At 40.6% G+C, this 16,248-nt stretch carries 9 protein-coding genes and 1 tRNA gene; 9 read left to right on the top strand and 1 reads right to left on the bottom strand.

Annotation, left to right across the window (positions count from 1 at the left end; genetic code table 11):
* The first annotated feature begins 3 nt into the window (after positions 1-3).
* The 5 genes from AAFF35_RS28720 (at position 4) to AAFF35_RS28700 (ending at position 8,364) form a co-directional block, all read left to right on the top strand.
* Complete coding sequence (locus AAFF35_RS28720) at positions 4-1,533, top strand: SusD/RagB family nutrient-binding outer membrane lipoprotein (protein WP_342329876.1); 1,530 nt, start codon at positions 4-6, stop codon at positions 1,531-1,533.
* A 38-nt stretch (positions 1,534-1,571) separates the two neighbouring features.
* Positions 1,572-2,480 carry a DUF1735 domain-containing protein gene (locus AAFF35_RS28715; protein WP_342329875.1) on the top strand — a complete coding sequence of 303 codons (909 nt, stop codon included), beginning with the start codon at positions 1,572-1,574 and terminating at the stop codon, positions 2,478-2,480.
* A gap of 324 nt (positions 2,481-2,804) precedes the next feature.
* Positions 2,805-3,392: a hypothetical protein gene (locus AAFF35_RS28710; RefSeq protein WP_342329874.1), complete on the top strand. Its 588-nt coding sequence runs from the start codon at positions 2,805-2,807 to the stop codon at positions 3,390-3,392.
* A gap of 283 nt (positions 3,393-3,675) precedes the next feature.
* Positions 3,676-6,849, top strand: coding sequence for a TonB-dependent receptor (locus tag AAFF35_RS28705; RefSeq protein ID WP_342329873.1), 3,174 nt, complete (start codon positions 3,676-3,678; stop codon positions 6,847-6,849).
* 48 nt (positions 6,850-6,897) lie between these two features.
* Complete coding sequence (locus AAFF35_RS28700) at positions 6,898-8,364, top strand: RagB/SusD family nutrient uptake outer membrane protein (protein ID WP_342329872.1); 1,467 nt, start codon at positions 6,898-6,900, stop codon at positions 8,362-8,364.
* 193 nt (positions 8,365-8,557) lie between these two features.
* Here AAFF35_RS28700 and AAFF35_RS28695 read toward each other — a convergent pair whose 3' ends face one another.
* The gene (locus AAFF35_RS28695) at positions 8,558-9,457 is read right to left on the bottom strand and encodes an LD-carboxypeptidase (protein ID WP_342329871.1); all 900 of its coding nucleotides are present in this window, start codon (positions 9,455-9,457) and stop codon (positions 8,558-8,560) included.
* On the opposite strand from AAFF35_RS28695, the gene metG reads away from it, so the two are divergent.
* The 4 genes from metG (at position 9,456) to AAFF35_RS28675 (ending at position 16,248) form a co-directional block, all read left to right on the top strand.
* Entirely contained in the window at positions 9,456-11,606 is a 2,151-nt protein-coding gene (gene metG / locus AAFF35_RS28690) for a methionine--tRNA ligase (RefSeq protein WP_342329870.1), read from the top strand. The two genes, AAFF35_RS28695 and metG, sit on opposite strands and share 2 nt — an antisense overlap.
* Before the next feature lie 5 nt (positions 11,607-11,611).
* Positions 11,612-11,683: transfer RNA gene (locus AAFF35_RS28685), tRNA-Arg, on the top strand.
* 156 nt (positions 11,684-11,839) lie between these two features.
* Positions 11,840-13,303, top strand: a complete 1,464-nt coding sequence (locus AAFF35_RS28680) for a gluconokinase (protein WP_342329869.1) — start codon at positions 11,840-11,842, stop codon at positions 13,301-13,303.
* Positions 13,304-13,812: 509 nt separating this feature from the next.
* Positions 13,813-16,248 carry a TonB-dependent receptor gene (locus AAFF35_RS28675; protein WP_342329868.1) on the top strand — a complete coding sequence of 812 codons (2,436 nt, stop codon included), beginning with the start codon at positions 13,813-13,815 and terminating at the stop codon, positions 16,246-16,248.

Raw genomic sequence — 16,248 nt, 5'->3', positions numbered from 1 at the left:
CTAATGAAAAAACTAATATGCATATTTTTTACAGCCGCTCTGTTTGTCTCTGCGGGCTGTAAAAAGAGTTTTTTTGATATCAATCAAAATCAAAACTCTCCGATTGATGAGAGCATCACGCCAAAGGCGATACTGCCATCAGTTTTACATAGAGCTGCATCAAAAATGGCGACTTCTTATGGTAATTATGGAGGTTGGATGGGCTATTGGGCTCGTTCAGGTACCTACGGACCGAATACAGAAGAGGAATCATACAACATCACCACTGGCTTTGAAGCCGATGAATGGACTTGGTATGATATTCTTTTCGATGCCAATGTTATGGAAAAGAAAGCTGCTGCTGCAAACCAGCCTATTTATCAAGGTATAGCCAAACTGATTAAAGCAGTAGGTTATATGTATCTGGTTGATCAGTACAATAATGTTCCATATTCTGCCGCATTTGATATTAAAAACCTGACCCCTGCTTATGATAAAGGATCAGATATTTATAAAGCATTATTGGCTGATTTAGAAGTAGCAGCTAAGCTGGTTGCTGATGGACAATCTGATGCTGCCTTACAGGCAGCTGACATCGTTTTCCACGGTGATAAGGTTAAATGGCAACAATTAATCAATACGCAAAGGTTAAAGCTTTTGATTCACCAATCTGAGGTGATCTCTCCTGCTGATGTGAACAGCGTAGTTGCTAGTATCACTGCTAATGGAAAAGGGTTCTTATCTGGCGTTGGTGAATACAACACCTCCGCTGACGGTTCAGCTTTGGTAAATCCTCCTTATGCCCAAGACAAGGATAAGCAAAATCCATTCTGGGATACTTATTCTCAATTATATACCGGTGATGTTGCAAATCAGTTCTGGAGAGCAAGTAATTTTATCCTGAACAAATATGCCGACCATGACGATGAGCGTTATGCTTCTTTCTTTGCTGAAGCTCAAACGCCACTTCAAGGACAGGTATATTATGGATTTAACTACGGGGAGATCATCCCAAATAGCGATCCATTTAAAGCCGCGAACTCTTCGGATGTTTCAGGTCCTGGTATTACAAAGAGTGCATCGCAGCCACAATGGTTCTTTACTGTTACTGAATCTTTATTCTTACAGGCAGAAGCGACTCAAAGAGGTTGGTTGCCAGGAAGTGCTCAGGCTGTTTATGAAGACGCAGTAAGATCTTCTTTCACTTGGTTGGGAGCAGATCCAGCTAATGCGACATTGATTTTAGATGCTGGTGGGTATGCGAATTTCGCCGCTGCACCAAATAAAATTAAATTGATTGCAGAGCAAAAATACCTGGCTTTAACTGGTGTCAATAACTTTGAAGCCTATGTTGATTACAGAAGACTTGATGGTGCACAGGCTATATTAACGGATATGCCGCTTTCTTTATCACCAAGTCGTGGTGGCAATCAAGTGCCTCTTCGTATTCTATACCCTCAGACGGAGTACAATTACAACGCTGCTAACGTAGGAAAAGAAGGTACAATCAATGCACAGTCGTCAAGGATATTCTGGGATAAAGGCCCTAGATAATCAAACTGTTAAAAGTTAAACCATTAGCAATTAGAAAAATGAAAATTAAATATATAAATAGACGCACAATATTGGCACTGGCAATAGTGACGATGCTATCCTCTTGTTTAAAGGATGATAATGTGCAGCAGGATTTCACGAAACTTCCTCCTTTAGTAGAGATTTATGATGGAACTCCAAATTTCGATGGGGCACCAAACTCTATTAGTGCTGCATTTGTCAGCTCAGCACAGCCTATTACTTATAATGTGCCAATTAACTATGCTTATAGCTCTCCAAGTCCTGGTGTTACAGTAACGATCGCTGTAGATGAGGTTGAGTTGGCGAGATATAACAATGTAAAAGGTACTTCAAGGGTTCTTTTGCCTGCAAACTCTTATTCGATTCCAAACAATAAAGTGACGATTCCTGCAGGTGCGCAGGATGTTCAGTTGCCTATTATTTTCAATTCAGATAAAATTTCAATTTCAGGTTCTTTTGCATTGCCATTGAAAATTACAGATGCATCAGGTACTGCCATTAGCAAGAATTTTGCTTCAGTGGTTTTATTGATCGCTGTTAAAAATCAATGGGATGGTATCTACTCTTATAGCGGTAGCATAAGCAGAAACTCTGCAACGGGCCCTGACCCGGCATTGAGTGGCACATTTACGAACTTAAAGAATGTTCCTTTAGCTACTACAGACGCAAACGCCGTCTCTCTGGTACCTTTATGGTCTACCGGGGTTGGTGCTGCTGGTATAGACAATACTTATATCACAATTGATCCGGTTACTAATCTGGTAACTGTAAAATCAGCTGGCAATGCATCACTTAAAAATACCATTGGAGCCGTAAATAAGTATGACCCTGCGACCAAAACCTTTACATTGGCTTTTGATTGGGGAACAGCTCCAAATACTCGTGTTACTACCCTTACTTTAAAATATGTAGGGCCTAGACCTTAGTACTTTTAATTCTAAATGACAGAAAGGCCATCTCTTAACGGGATGGCTTTTCTGCATTCAGGCCGTTTGGTTATAAATTCTATTTTTACCGCCAAAATCTTCTGGCAGAAATAAGTGCGCCTTTCAGCTTTAAAATAAAGGGTCCGCCTCAATTCTTAATGTCTGATTCTTTTTTTGATAATTTTATTATACATTTATCATATAAATATAAATATGAAAAGGTTAGTTTATTTTTTTGCTGTTTGTTTCCTGCTAATCTGCTTTTCACGGACGGTGAAAGCCCAGGGGGAAGTTTATGTAGGTTCTGGCTTAATTGGACCGCCAATGAAGGTTACACGTTATGTGAACGTAATTGGTTCCCCCTATTTATTCGATGAATGGTATTCCGGCAGGGTAAGAACGGCAGATGGCCAATCTTATAAGGACCTCAAATTGAAATATGATCAGGCCTTGGATGAAGTCAGTTTCAGGTATGGAAATGAAGCCCCGATGAATTTTAACTCAGAGGTGAAAGCATTCAGTATTTTCATTTTTAATGTCGAAGGAGTAGAGTCAGAGGTGAATTTTGTAAATGGTTTTGAGCCTATCGATGGAGCAACTAAGAAATCTTATTTTCAGGTTTTTGATCCGGGAGCTCGTAGAAAAATCGAATTTGTAAAGAGAACGGTAAAGAAAATTTATGAAAATCGGGTATATAACTCGGCTACAACTGAGAATCTGGTAGACGAAAAATCATATTATTATCTTTTGATAGATCAAAAGCTACACAGGATAAAGAAAAATGTTAATGATGTTTTGAAATATATGGGAGACCATAAGGCTGAAATCCATAAATATATTTCCGAAAGCGGTTTTAAATTTAAGAATGATATTGATTTTGAAAATTTAGTTAGATATTATAACGGTTTGTAATTTTTTTAATTCTTTTGCCGTATTCAGCCCCGATGCAACATAAAAAGCAATGATCTGGCTTTTGCTTTTTATTCAGGGTTTTAACTGCCTGCATCTTAAATCGAGATTCTCATTTGAGAAGATATATTCAATTCCTTTTTTTTAAAAATCAAAAAAAACCGACCATTATCTATATGTTGTATTTTTTTGTGAAAAAAAACACAAAACTGTAAATTTTTTTCAAACAATTAGAAATGTTACATATATTAGGTTAACTATTAACTAACCTAAATTTTACGTTTTTATGAAAAAACTTGTACAGAGTTTGTTCATTCTGTTGTTTATTGCGACCAGCGCAATAGCTCAGGAAAGAACAATTACCGGGACAGTTACCGACGACAGCGATGGAAAGCCGCTTCCGGGAGTAACAATTCGATTAAAAGGGTCCAAGGGTGGCACCCAGTCAGGGGCTGACGGCCGCTTTACTCTAAAGGCCCCTTCGGGAGTTCATGCATTGGAGTTTTCTTATCTGGGATATGTTTCCCAATCTAAGAACATTGGTACTTCGAATGTCGTAAATATTGCCCTGGAATCTGATTCTAAGGCACTGACAGAAGTGGTGGTAACAGGCTATGGCGTCACCAAGAAAAAAGACTTTACGGGGTCTGCTGCGACAATTAAAGGAGATGACCTGAAAGACAGACCTGTTCAGAGTTTTGTGCAGGGAATGACAGGACAAGCCGCCGGTGTGAGCATTATTCAACCGAATGGTTTATTAAACAATCCTCCCGTGATCCGGGTGAGGGGTGTGAGTTCGATATCATTGAGCTCGTTTCCATTGGTGATCGTGGATGGAATTCCTTTCCCTACTACAGATGCTTCTGCAAATTCGACGACCAATAATCCATTGGGTGACATTAACCCAAATGATATCGAATCTATCGATATCCTTAAAGATGCGGCTTCAACGGCACTGTATGGCTCTAGAGCCGCGGCAGGGGTATTGGTTATTACCACCAAAAAAGGAAAAAAAGGAGATGCCCGTGTAGGTTATGATGGTTGGTTTGGGGTGAACAATGCTGTTCGCTTACCAGAACTCCTGAATGCGCAACAATACATGGATGTTAAAAATGCAGCACTTAAAAATGCGGTTGCTTTAAATCCAAATGTGGTACCGGTCTCGCAAAGAGATGCAAATGGAAATGGCTTCCTTCCTTCTTATAACCCAGACGGGTCATTAGTAGATACAAAATGGTATGATGAGGTATATAGAACCGCATACTCTCAGAACCATAGCGTAACCGTTAGCGGAGGTACAGACAAAACAACTTACTACATGTCCGGTGGGCTTTCTGATCAGAATGGGTTTTTGAAGAAAAATACCTTTAAAAGATATTCAGGAAGGGTGAATTTAACACATCAGGCTACGGATTGGTTAAAGTTGAATTTAAACATGAATTATAACAACAGTTTAAATGAGTCGCCCAACAGCGGATCTGCTCCTGGTGCAGCGTTTAACTCTTCTGGTTTAGGCCGTATTGTGGTTGCCATTGCGCCGAATGTTGCTCCCAGAAATCCAGACGGGTCTTATAACATGACCGTTAACTCGGTTGGAAATGGTGCTAATCTGGTTCCAAGTAACTGGGCACATCCAACAGTTTTAATTGATAAAGATAAAAATAGCTCTGAAACCAACCGTTTCTTAGCCAATCTTGGTGCTGATTTTAAGCTTACTGAAGGCTTAAATTTCAGAACTAATTATTCCTGGGACAGAAGTAATGTTGAAAATGTGAGGTTCCTGAATCCTTTTCAGGGAGACGGTGTTACGCCGGGAGGCCGTGCGACCAATCAGAACACCAGAAGAAATAACTGGAACTGGATCAATACCCTGCAATACAATAAGTCTTTTGATGGCGTTCATAACCTGAACGTGACTATCGGTTCTGATGTTCAAAAAACAAGAGCTGAAAACTGGGGCTCAACACGTGATAAATTGGGCGATCCGACCTTTTTTGACCAATTTCAAGGAACTTATGTAAGCAATATCCCTTCCGGGAATTCGATTGATCAGGTTTCTTTTGAAGCCTATCTTGCGAGCGTAAGTTATAACTATAATGGAAAATATTTTATCAGTGGTAACTTTAGAAGAGATGGAAACTCGGGTTTAGCTGCTGGCAGGAAATGGGGTAATTTTGGAGGTGGATCAGTTGGTTGGTCTATTTCGCAGGAAGATTTCTTTAAGAACTCAAGCTTGGGCAATACGGTAAACAACCTACGTCTTCGCGCCAGCTTTGGTAAAGTTGGAAACGGAAATGTTGGTGCGTACAATGAGTATACAACCTATAGCCCTGCAATATATGGGGCAACGCCTTTTGCCTGGTACTATAATAAAGCAGGAAATAAAGACCTGACCTGGGAAACCAGTACCCAGACCGATATTGGTATCAACCTGGGCTTATGGAATGACCGACTGACACTTGAAGCGGATTATTTCTATAAAAATATTAATAACCTGATCCTTGATGTTCCTCAGGCCCCGTCTAAAGGGATTCCTGAGGATGTGATTGCAGGAGGAAGTATTTTGGCAAACGTTGGTTCAATGTACAACAAAGGCTTTGAATTTGGCATCGGTGGTCTTCCGGTTAAAACGGATAAATTCAGTTGGAAAGTAAACCTGAACTTTACCTTCCTTAAGAATAAAGTTACCGAGCTTGATCCTACAGTGAAACAATTGATCGGAACCACGGGCGGATTGGAGTCTGCAAGTATTACTAAAGTAGGTGAACCTATTGGTAGTATTTATGCGGTAAGAACCAAAGGTGTAAATCCTGAAAATGGAAGAAGAATATTTATCAATGCAGCCGGTCGTGAGGTTCAATACCTTCATCAGGGTGGTGTCAATGCATGGACTTATCTTGACGGGACAGTTGCGCCAAGTGCGGCAGGAGATGCACAGGTGATTGGCGGAACCTTACCAAAGTGGTACGGAGGGTTTAACAATACGTTTACTTATGGCAATTTTGACCTGAACCTGATGTTTACTTTCTCCGGAGGTAACTATATCTATAACGGATCACGTGCAGGATTATTGGATCAACGTTTCTGGAACAACTCTACCGAGATTCTGAAAGCCTGGACAACTCCTGGACAGTCTACCAATATCCCGAGAACGGTGTATTCAGATAACGTTTCTAACGGATCTTCTTTTGCAATCAGCGATAATGTGGAAAAGGGTGATTTCTTACGTTTGCAGACTGCAACCTTAGGATATAAACTTCCAAAAACACTGGTAAGCCGCGCAGGGATCAGTAGCCTTAGACTTTACGCTTCCGTAAATAATGCATTTTTAATTACCAACTATTCAGGTGTGGATCCAGAGATTTCTACCAATGGTAATTCTACACTTTCAAGTGGTGTTGAGCGTAATACAATTCCTCAGGGAAGGGCATTTACTTTTGGTCTTAGTATTGGATTATAATATTTAAAGAGAATATTCATGAAAATTTTTCATATAAAAACATATAAATTGAAGATAGTCACAGTGGCTATTCTTGCAATTCCTTTGATTGGGAGTATTTCTTCCTGCAAAAAGGATTTTTTGACTGCAGAACCTGAGCTGACTTTACCGGAAGGGGAGGCCTTTGCTAATCCTACCAGGATTCTGGCGCAGGTAAACGGACTATACTTTTCCATCAAATCAGGTGCTTTTTTAGGAGGTCGATACCTCATTTATAATGACATCAGGGCTGAAGAATTCAGTAACCGGACCAGCAATGGGGTAACCGGACTGACCGTTTACCAGGGTACAAATGTTGCTTCTGATACTTATATCGCAAGATTGTGGTCGCAGGGATACATCACCATTAACCGGGTAAACTTATTCCTTAAAGGAATGGCTGATCATCCGGGTGTCGTGACTCAGGCGGTTAATGATAACTATGTGGCAGAGGCGAAGTTTTTAAGAGCGCTGTCCTATTTTTCTTTAATACAAATCTTTGCTAAGCCTTATCTGTTAGACAATGGCGCTTCAAGGGGTATGCCTTTACGCCTGCTTCCGGAATCAAATCTGCAGAATAACGGTTTAAAGAGCAGTTCTGTAGCAGCCATCTATGCCCAGATTTTAAAAGATCTGGATGAGGCAGAAACAGGATTGCCGAATACGCAGGGAGATGCCCTTACAAACACAACAAGAGCACATAAAAATACCGCTATCGCGTTGAAAACCAGGGTTTATTTGGCTATGGGTAAATATGATAAAGTAATTGAAGAAGGAAATAAGCTGGTTTCACAAACCGCTCCTTTTGTTACGGTTGATGCGGCAAGGGTAGGCCATGCTTTACAGGCAAATATTGTAAATGTTTTTGCTGCACCTTACACCACTTCTGAATCTATTCTTTCCTTTCCTTTTGCAGATACAAACATTCCAGGTACTCAAAATCAACTTGGCTATTATTTTAATGTGGGTAATGGTAACCTGGAGTATTCTCTGAACATTACCGGAGCGGGAATCTATGCTGATCCTTCCTGGACAGCGACGGATGCGAGAAAAACAGGCTTGACTGCCACCTCGTCTTTTTCAGGCAGAACCTATACTTATCCAACTAAATTTAAAGGAATTAGCCCCTTTCTGGATTCTGCTCCTGTGATCAGGTATGCAGAGGTGCTCCTGAATCTTGCCGAAGCAGAAGCGCTGAATCCTGGCGGAAACCTGGTTCGTTCCAGGGCATTGTTAGATGCCGTTCGTAAACGCTCAGACCCAACTTACGATTTCGGTGTCCTGGCCACTTCAGCGGAGCTGTTGGCTGCTATTCTGAAAGAAAGAAGAATTGAGTTCCTGACGGAAGGAATGCGGTATAATGACTTAGCAAGAAGAGTCGCGCCAATTCCATCATTTGGTGCTGGTTCTGTTTCTATTCCGGTAACAGATCCCCGTTATACATTCCCGATTCCCCTTCAGGAAACAAATACAAATCCTGAGGTAAATAATATGTAGGATTAAATGATCGTTAACAAAAAAGGGCCGGGTTTCATGAAACCCGGCCCTTTTTGTTAATATCTTCTTTGGTGTTTATCCTTAAATACTGTTTATCACCAAGTGCTTTCAGGAGTTTTTTTTCTAAATTCAAATACTTATATGTGTTTGAATTTCAAAAGCTTATTCGTTAATGATCTTTGCGATTGAGGGGCTATAAATACTTTAATGATACCTTTTTCTGTTCAACGGAGAGACTGGCTTTTTTTCCGACAATTAAGGTTCTGTTGTCGTCGATGTGGCCAACCGGGAAATTGAAACACACGGGATAGCCATATTCTTTTACCAGATCCAGAATTAACTGTTCCGGACTTGATCCGAAAGGAATATCCTCAGGTTTGGCGCCAGTAAAAGCACCTACAATTAAGCCCTTTAAGCGGGATAATTTGCCACTGCGTTTTAGCATCCACATCATTCGGTCTATGGCATATTCCTGTTCACCAACATCTTCCAAAAACAGAATCTTATCGCTGTAGTCTATTGCCGAAGCTGAGCCTTCTGTGGCTACCAATAGGGTCAGGTTTCCTCCTATGATGATACCTTCTGCATGCCCTTCCAGATTTTTAAATTCGCTTTTATACTCGTAAGAGAGCGGTTCTCCGAATAGTGCTTTTCTTAACGATTCCAGTGATTCCGGAGAAGCATCCTCAAAAGTTTTGGGCATCTGCCCATGAATACTTTGTGTATTCAGCGCGGCTAAAAGATGAGAAAGCAAAATAGTGAGGTCACTGAAACCGATGAGCCATTTGGGGTCTTCTTTAAAATGGGTAAAATCAAGTTCGTCAATGATTCTAATGGTTCCATACCCTCCTCTGGAAGCAATAATGGCACGAATGTCGGGATCGTCCAAAAAGGTTTGAAGGTCTTTTGTCCGTTGTGCATCACTTCCGGCAAATTGATGGTGCTGGGCATAAATGTTTTCTCCAAGCACAACTTCCAGCCCCCATTGCTCCAAAATCGCAATGGCACTATTGATATCTCCTGGTAATTTCTTTGCTGGGGAAACGATTGCAATTTTGTCTCCTTTTTTTAAATGGGCTGGCTGTTTAATCATGGGCAAAACACTTATATTTGACAAAATAATAAAAATAGTTTTGGATAATAGTAAAATAAAGAGATATACGGTTACGGCCGCTTTGCCTTATACCAACGGACCGGTACATATTGGACACTTAGCAGGTGTTTATCTGCCTGCGGATACTTATGTAAGGTATCTGCGTTCGAATAAGAGAGATGTGAAATTTATCTGCGGATCTGATGAAAATGGTGTACCCATTACCCTTAAAGCAAAAAGGGAAGGTGTAACGCCTCAGGTAATTGTGGATAAATACCATAAAATCATCGGTGATTCTTTTAAAGAATTTGGTGTTTCTTTTGACATCTATCACCGGACTTCCTCTTTAATGCACCATCAGACTGCTTCTGACTTTTTTGAAAACCTTTACGATAAAGGAGTATTTACAGAAGAAGTGACAGAGCAATACTATGATGAAAAAGCGCAAACATTCCTGGCCGACAGGTACATTACCGGAACATGTCCGAAGTGTGGAAATGAAAATGCTTATGGAGATCAATGTGAGAATTGTGGAAGCACCTTAAATGCAACTGATCTGATTAATCCTAAGTCTACCCTTTCAGGAGAAAAGCCGGTAAGGAAGGAAACCAAAAACTGGTTTTTACCGCTGGATAAGTATGAAGGTCAGCTTAGAACATATATAGAAAGCCATAAAGAATGGCGTCCAAATGTTTATGGACAATGTCAGTCCTGGTTAAATGCAGGACTGCAACCGCGTGCAATGACACGAGATCTGGATTGGGGAGTAAAAGTTCCTGTCAAAGATGCTGAAGGTAAAGTGCTGTATGTTTGGTTCGATGCACCTATCGGTTATATCTCTGCGACAAAAGAATTGTTTGAGTATGCCCGCCTGGATGTCTGGAACCCTAAAGCTGAAGAATATTATATCAATAAAACAGGATTAACAAAGGGAAACTGGGAAGACTACTGGAAAGATGAAGAAACCAAGTTGGTTCATTTCATCGGTAAAGACAATATTGTTTTCCACTGTGTGATTTTTCCGGCAATGTTAATGGCCCATGGTGATTATACTTTGGCTGATAATGTACCGGCAAATGAGTTCCTTAACCTGGAAGGTCAGAAAATATCGACTTCTAAAAACTGGGCGGTCTGGTTAAATGAATATCTGCTGGAGTTTAAAGGTAAACAAGATGTATTACGTTATGTCTTAACCGCTACCGCTCCTGAAACTAAGGATAATGATTTTACCTGGAAAGATTTTCAGGCGAGAAATAACAATGAACTGGTTGCCATATTGGGTAACTTTATTAACAGGGTGACGGTCTTAACACATAAATATTTTGGTGGTAAGGTGCCAATGCGCATGGAAGTTACTCCGGTTGATCAGGAGGTGATAGATGAACTTGCGGCCTTCCCGGCAAAGATAAGTGCATCAATAGAAAACTATCGTTTCAGAGAAGCGCTGTCTGAGGTGATGAATGTTGCGCGCATGGGAAATAAATACCTTGCGGAAACTGAGCCCTGGAAAGTGATTAAGACGGATGAAGACAGAGTGAGGACGATTTTAAATATCAGTTTGCAGATTGCCGCAAATATAGAGGTACTGATTGAGCCGTTTTTGCCTTTTACTGCAGATAAATTGATGAAAATGCTGAATTATGGAGGTCACCAGTGGGCAGATGCCGGAAGGACCGACTTACTTCACCGTGGTCATCAGCTAAATGAGCCGGAATTGTTATTCGAAAAGATTGAAGATGAAGAAGTGCAGGCGCAGATTGATAAGTTAAATCAAAGTAAGGCAGATAATACGGTGAATAATGCCGTGGTTACCCCTGCTAAAGAAGACATTCAATTTGAACAATTTGGCGCGATAGATATTCGTGTAGCCACTATTATTGCTGCTGAAAAGGTAGAAAAAACAAAGAAGCTGTTAAAATTAACCCTTGATACAGGGATTGACGAACGGACTGTTGTATCTGGTATTGCTGAGTATTTTAAACCGGAAGATATTGTTGGTCAGCAGGTAAGCGTAGTTGTAAACCTTGCTCCGAGAGAAATTAAAGGAATTTTATCACAAGGAATGATATTAATGTCTGAAAATTCAGAAGGAAAACTTACTTTTGTGGCTCCTATACAAAACCATGGTAATGGTAGCGTAATAAAATAGGTACTGGTCCCGTAGTTCAACGGATAGAATAGAAGTTTCCTAAACTTTAGATATGAGTTCGATTCTCGTCGGGACCACTCTTTAAATCATTTGAAATGGCTTTCCTTTTGCAGGAAAGCCATTTTTGTATTTATAGTATTTTGACCTCGCTTATTTTATTGCAGCAGGATTTCCTTGTAGCAAAGCCAAATGCGTAGAATATTTTTTCTATATTAAAAATCTAAATCTGAATCATGGAATATATTCTGGGAATAGACATTGGAACGGGGAGCACGAAAGGAGTTGCGCTTGACCTGAATTATGAACCTATTGATTCGGTTCAACATCATTATGCTTCTGATTCGCCAATGGCGGGGTATAGTGAACAAGAATCAGGAGAAATTGAGAGCGCTTTTAGGAAGTGTATGGCAGAGATCATCGATCGAATGGGATCTAATCCTGTTGCTGTCGGGCTAAGCAGCGCCATGCACAGTTTGATATGTGTAGATGAAAATTGTATCCCTCTGGCACCGATGATGACTTGGGCGGACTCCCGTAGCTCTGACATTGCGACAAGAATTAAAACATCTGATCAGGGAATGGATATTTATAAGAGAACGGGAACTCCGATACATGCTATGTCTCCGCTCTGCAAGATCATTTGGCTGCGCGAACATCAGCCGGCATTATTTGATCTTACTGATAAGTTTGTTTCTATTAAGGAATATATCTGGTATCAGTTGTTTAAAGAATTTAAAATTGACCATTCGATTGCTTCCTGTACCGGTTTATTTGATGTAGAAGGGTTGAATTGGGCTGAAGATGCTCTGCTGATCGCAGGTATTACTGAAAGTCGTTTGTCAGCACCAGTTAGTACAAGCTATAGCAGGAAGGATGCCTCTGGAGTCACATTTGTTATAGGCGCCAGCGACGGCTGTCTGGCAAATCTGGGGAGTGATGCAATTGAGCCTGGCATTGCCGCACTTACAATTGGAACCAGTGGCGCAATACGGATTTCCAGTAAAAAAGCAGTTTTTAATGAACAGGCCATGACGTTTAGTTACCTGTTGGATGAGCAAACCTATATTTGCGGAGGGCCGGTAAACAATGGTGGAATTGCGCTTCAATGGTTTCTTAAAAATACTTTGGGTAAGGAAGAATTGTTTACTAATGATTATACTTCATTCTTTGAAAAAGTAACAGGTGCAGCAGCAGGAAGTAAGGGCTTGATCTTTCTTCCTTATCTGACTGGCGAGCGAGCTCCGATATGGGACTCTGATAGTTGCGGTGCTTTCTTTGGCCTTCGGCTTCATCACCGACAGGAGCATTTTTCACGGGCAGTTCTTGAAGGTATTTGTTATGCCCTTAATGAAGTTCTGCTTGCAGTAGAGCAATATTCTGACGAGATCAAACAAATCAATGTGAGTGGTGGATTTGTTCATTCCAGGATATGGATGGAAATATTGGCAGATATCACGGGGAAAGAAATTGTACTCCTGCAAACAGAAGATGCCTCCGCCATTGGAGCGGCTTACCTCGCTATAAAAGCAATTGGGTTATCTAACAACTATCCATTCCCTGTAAAAGAGAGACAGACAATTTTGCCAAATTTGGAGAATCATGAGCTGTACCGAAAGATCTTTAAGATCTACCAGCAGTTGTACCCAAATCTTAAAGAGAGCATGCATCAACTTTATAGCATGAAGTCTGGTGATTAAAATTCCATTTTTTCTGGCTGCAGACTTTGCCGATGGATAATAAAGCAATGATTTGCAAAAGACGTTTCATTTGCATTCCAGGCTACGCAGAATATTAAAAGCGTATTACATTCGTTTTTTATTTAAAATAGTTCTAAATAGAAATAGGGGGAAATCCTGAGTTATGATAATTCTATATAGTAAGAGCGCATTAAGTTGCTTAAACTAAAAGAAAGGAATAAAAGCAGATGGTATAATCGTACTCCCCCTAATACTATAAAATGGAACCTGGCAGTCAGTTTCTGCCAGGTTTACCCTCAACTAAATGAGGCTTATTTCTAAAGCGATTATTATTATTTACAAGCAATGAAAATTAAAACATTTCCTGTTACAGGAATTCTCTGTGCCTTATTTTTTATCCATTCTTCGGCCAGGATCGGCATCAACGATTATTGTATTCATCATTAGCATCGCAAAAGGAAAAGTAAAAATAATAACGCAACCCTAATTTTTTAAATGATCCTCAATATATGAAAGCAGCACTGTCCTTTTTATGTTTGTTTATTTGTTCTCTGTATGTTCATGCCCAGCCTCACCGCATTACCGGCCGACTGGTAGATGAAAAAGAGAAACCCGTTGGTTATGCAGGGATTTACCTTTTTAAATCGCCTGATTCACTAAAGGTGACCACTGCAATGACTGATTCTTTGGGATATTTTCACCTTAACGGAGTTCCCAAAGGGAGCTACAAAGTTAAAATCAATTACATTGGATATTTGAGTTATACCAGTCATGTGCTGGATTTAAGCGGACCGCATCAGGTTCTTTCTTTAGGGAATATCAAGCTGTTGGAAGACAACCGCCTGCTTCATACGGTAGAAATTGCGGCGTCAAGACCATTGCTTGAGCAGCGACTGGATAGAATGGTGATGAATGTAGAAAACAGCGTTCTTAGCCAGGGTAGTACTGCTTTGGAATTGTTATCAAAAGCACCTGGTGTAACCATCGATGACAGTGGGGAAATCAGCCTGAAAGGCCGACCTGGAACTACGGTGATGATCAATGGAAAATTGACTTATTTGTCGGGAAGCCAGCTGGCGAATTTGCTTCGTGGAACAGCATCTAATACCGTATCCAGAATAGAAATCATGGCAAATCCTTCAGCACGGTATGATGCTGCAGGTAAGGGGGGGATCATCAATATCTTGCTTAAGAAAAATGTAAAAACGGGATTGAATGGAAATGTTTCTGTAAATGGAGGTGCTGGAAGAGGAGCCCGCCTTGGTGGAGGGACTGATCTCAATTACCGAACGGAGAAAATCAATGTCTTTGGGAATTACAATTACTTTTTCCAGAATTTAAAAGGAAATACCAATACCGACCGTACTTTTTTTACAGACCAGTCGACTACACAGGTGCCTTCGCGGATTTCCCGACAGGAAACGATAGAAACCGCAAAATTACGGTCCCAGAATTTTCGCGCCGGCCTGGATGTGTTTCTCAATGAGAAGAATACTTTGGGCTTTCTGATCAATGGCGGTATAGGAAAGTATCCTTCTCTTCAAAAGACAAAAAACATCTTATACAATGGGACTGGAAATGAACAGTTATGGGATACCCGGACACTTACAGAAGGAAAGGAAAGATGGGAGGATATGCTTTACAACGTGAACTATCTGCATCGTTTTGATGATAAGGGACATGAACTTACGCTGGATATGGATTATGTAAGCCATTTCTCTAAAATGGATCAGCAATTGGATACCCGGTATATGGATCCATCAGGAACAACACTTCGGGCGCCAGGCTCCCGTCGCGGAGATCTTCCTTCCAGCAATGACATCTATGTGGCTAAACTGGATTACACCTTACCATTAGGAAGCTCCGGAAAGTTGGAGAGCGGTTGGAAAGGTAGCTATGTACAGACGGAGAACAACCTGAAATATGATACTTTAAAGAATGAAATTTATCTGCCGGATGCTGGCACGAGTAATCACTTTAAGTATAAAGAGCAAATCCAGGCAGGCTATGTTAACCTGAAATATGCTTTTGGGAAATTCAGCTTTCAGGTCGGTCTGAGAGGGGAGTATACTTTCACCAGAGGACACCAGATGACCACGGATTCTTTAGTCACGAGAGAATATTTTAAAGTATTTCCCAGCATTTTCCTGAATCAGGAACTTAGCGAAAATCATAAACTACAAATAGGTTACAGCAAAAGAATTGAACGTCCGAGTTATTGGGACCTGAATCCTTTCCGGATATATGTTGACCCTTTTAGCTACCAGGAAGGAAATCCTTATCTGCAACCTGCAATGGTAAACTCCTTTGAGCTGGGATATAGCTTTAAGTCGAAATATCATGCTAACCTTACTTATAGTCGAAGTAATGATGTGATCAGTAATATCGTAGGTGGTTCCGGAGCACAGAATATGACCTTTTTGAAACCCGAAAACCTGGCCACTTTTGTCAACTATGGATTGAGCATTACCGGTTCAACTGATTTTACCGCCTGGTGGACAGGAACACAATTTGCCAATCTGTTCCGTAATGAATTTACGGTAAATGATAAAGAAGTTAGAACGGCTTTGAAAGGAAATAGCTTCACCTTTGATTCCCAAAACTCCTTTAAAATAGGGGAAGGCTGGAAAGCTGAACTTAATGGTTTGTATCGCTCCAAAGAGCTATCCGGTATTTTTAGCACTAAGGGCTATTACATGGTTTCTGTAGGGGCAAAAAAGGAATTGATGCAGGGTAAGGCAAGCCTTAACCTGATGGTTAATGATATTTTTAAGAGCGCTCAATATAAACAGGTTGCTAATTACGGAGGAATACAGACGTACAGCTATGAGCGTCCGGATAGTCGCTCGGTAATCCTGTCCTTCTCTTATCGCTTTGGTTCAGGACCTTCTGCTGAGAAGGTACGTAGTACCGGAAGTAAGGAGCTGAAGAACAGAATAAAATAA

This window comes from Pedobacter sp. FW305-3-2-15-E-R2A2, assembly GCF_038446955.1.
In the GTDB taxonomy this organism is placed as follows: domain Bacteria; phylum Bacteroidota; class Bacteroidia; order Sphingobacteriales; family Sphingobacteriaceae; genus Pedobacter.
Note: the sequence above shows the minus strand (reverse complement) of the source record. Positions and strands in the feature narration are given on the sequence as shown.

What these genes read in the sequence shown, in the direction of transcription:
- metG (WP_342329870.1), top strand. Translation starts at nt 9,456, where the DNA reads ATGGGCAAAACACTTATATTTGACAAAATAATAAAAATAGTTTTGGAT.
- AAFF35_RS28695 (WP_342329871.1), bottom strand. Translation starts at nt 9,457, where the DNA reads ATGATTAAACAGCCAGCCCATTTAAAAAAAGGAGACAAAATTGCAATC.
- AAFF35_RS28710 (WP_342329874.1), top strand. Translation starts at nt 2,805, where the DNA reads ATGAAGGTTACACGTTATGTGAACGTAATTGGTTCCCCCTATTTATTC.
- AAFF35_RS28720 (WP_342329876.1), top strand. Translation starts at nt 4, where the DNA reads ATGAAAAAACTAATATGCATATTTTTTACAGCCGCTCTGTTTGTCTCT.
- AAFF35_RS28705 (WP_342329873.1), top strand. Translation starts at nt 3,676, where the DNA reads ATGAAAAAACTTGTACAGAGTTTGTTCATTCTGTTGTTTATTGCGACC.
- AAFF35_RS28715 (WP_342329875.1), top strand. Translation starts at nt 1,572, where the DNA reads ATGAAAATTAAATATATAAATAGACGCACAATATTGGCACTGGCAATA.
- AAFF35_RS28675 (WP_342329868.1), top strand. Translation starts at nt 13,813, where the DNA reads ATGAAAGCAGCACTGTCCTTTTTATGTTTGTTTATTTGTTCTCTGTAT.
- AAFF35_RS28680 (WP_342329869.1), top strand. Translation starts at nt 11,840, where the DNA reads ATGGAATATATTCTGGGAATAGACATTGGAACGGGGAGCACGAAAGGA.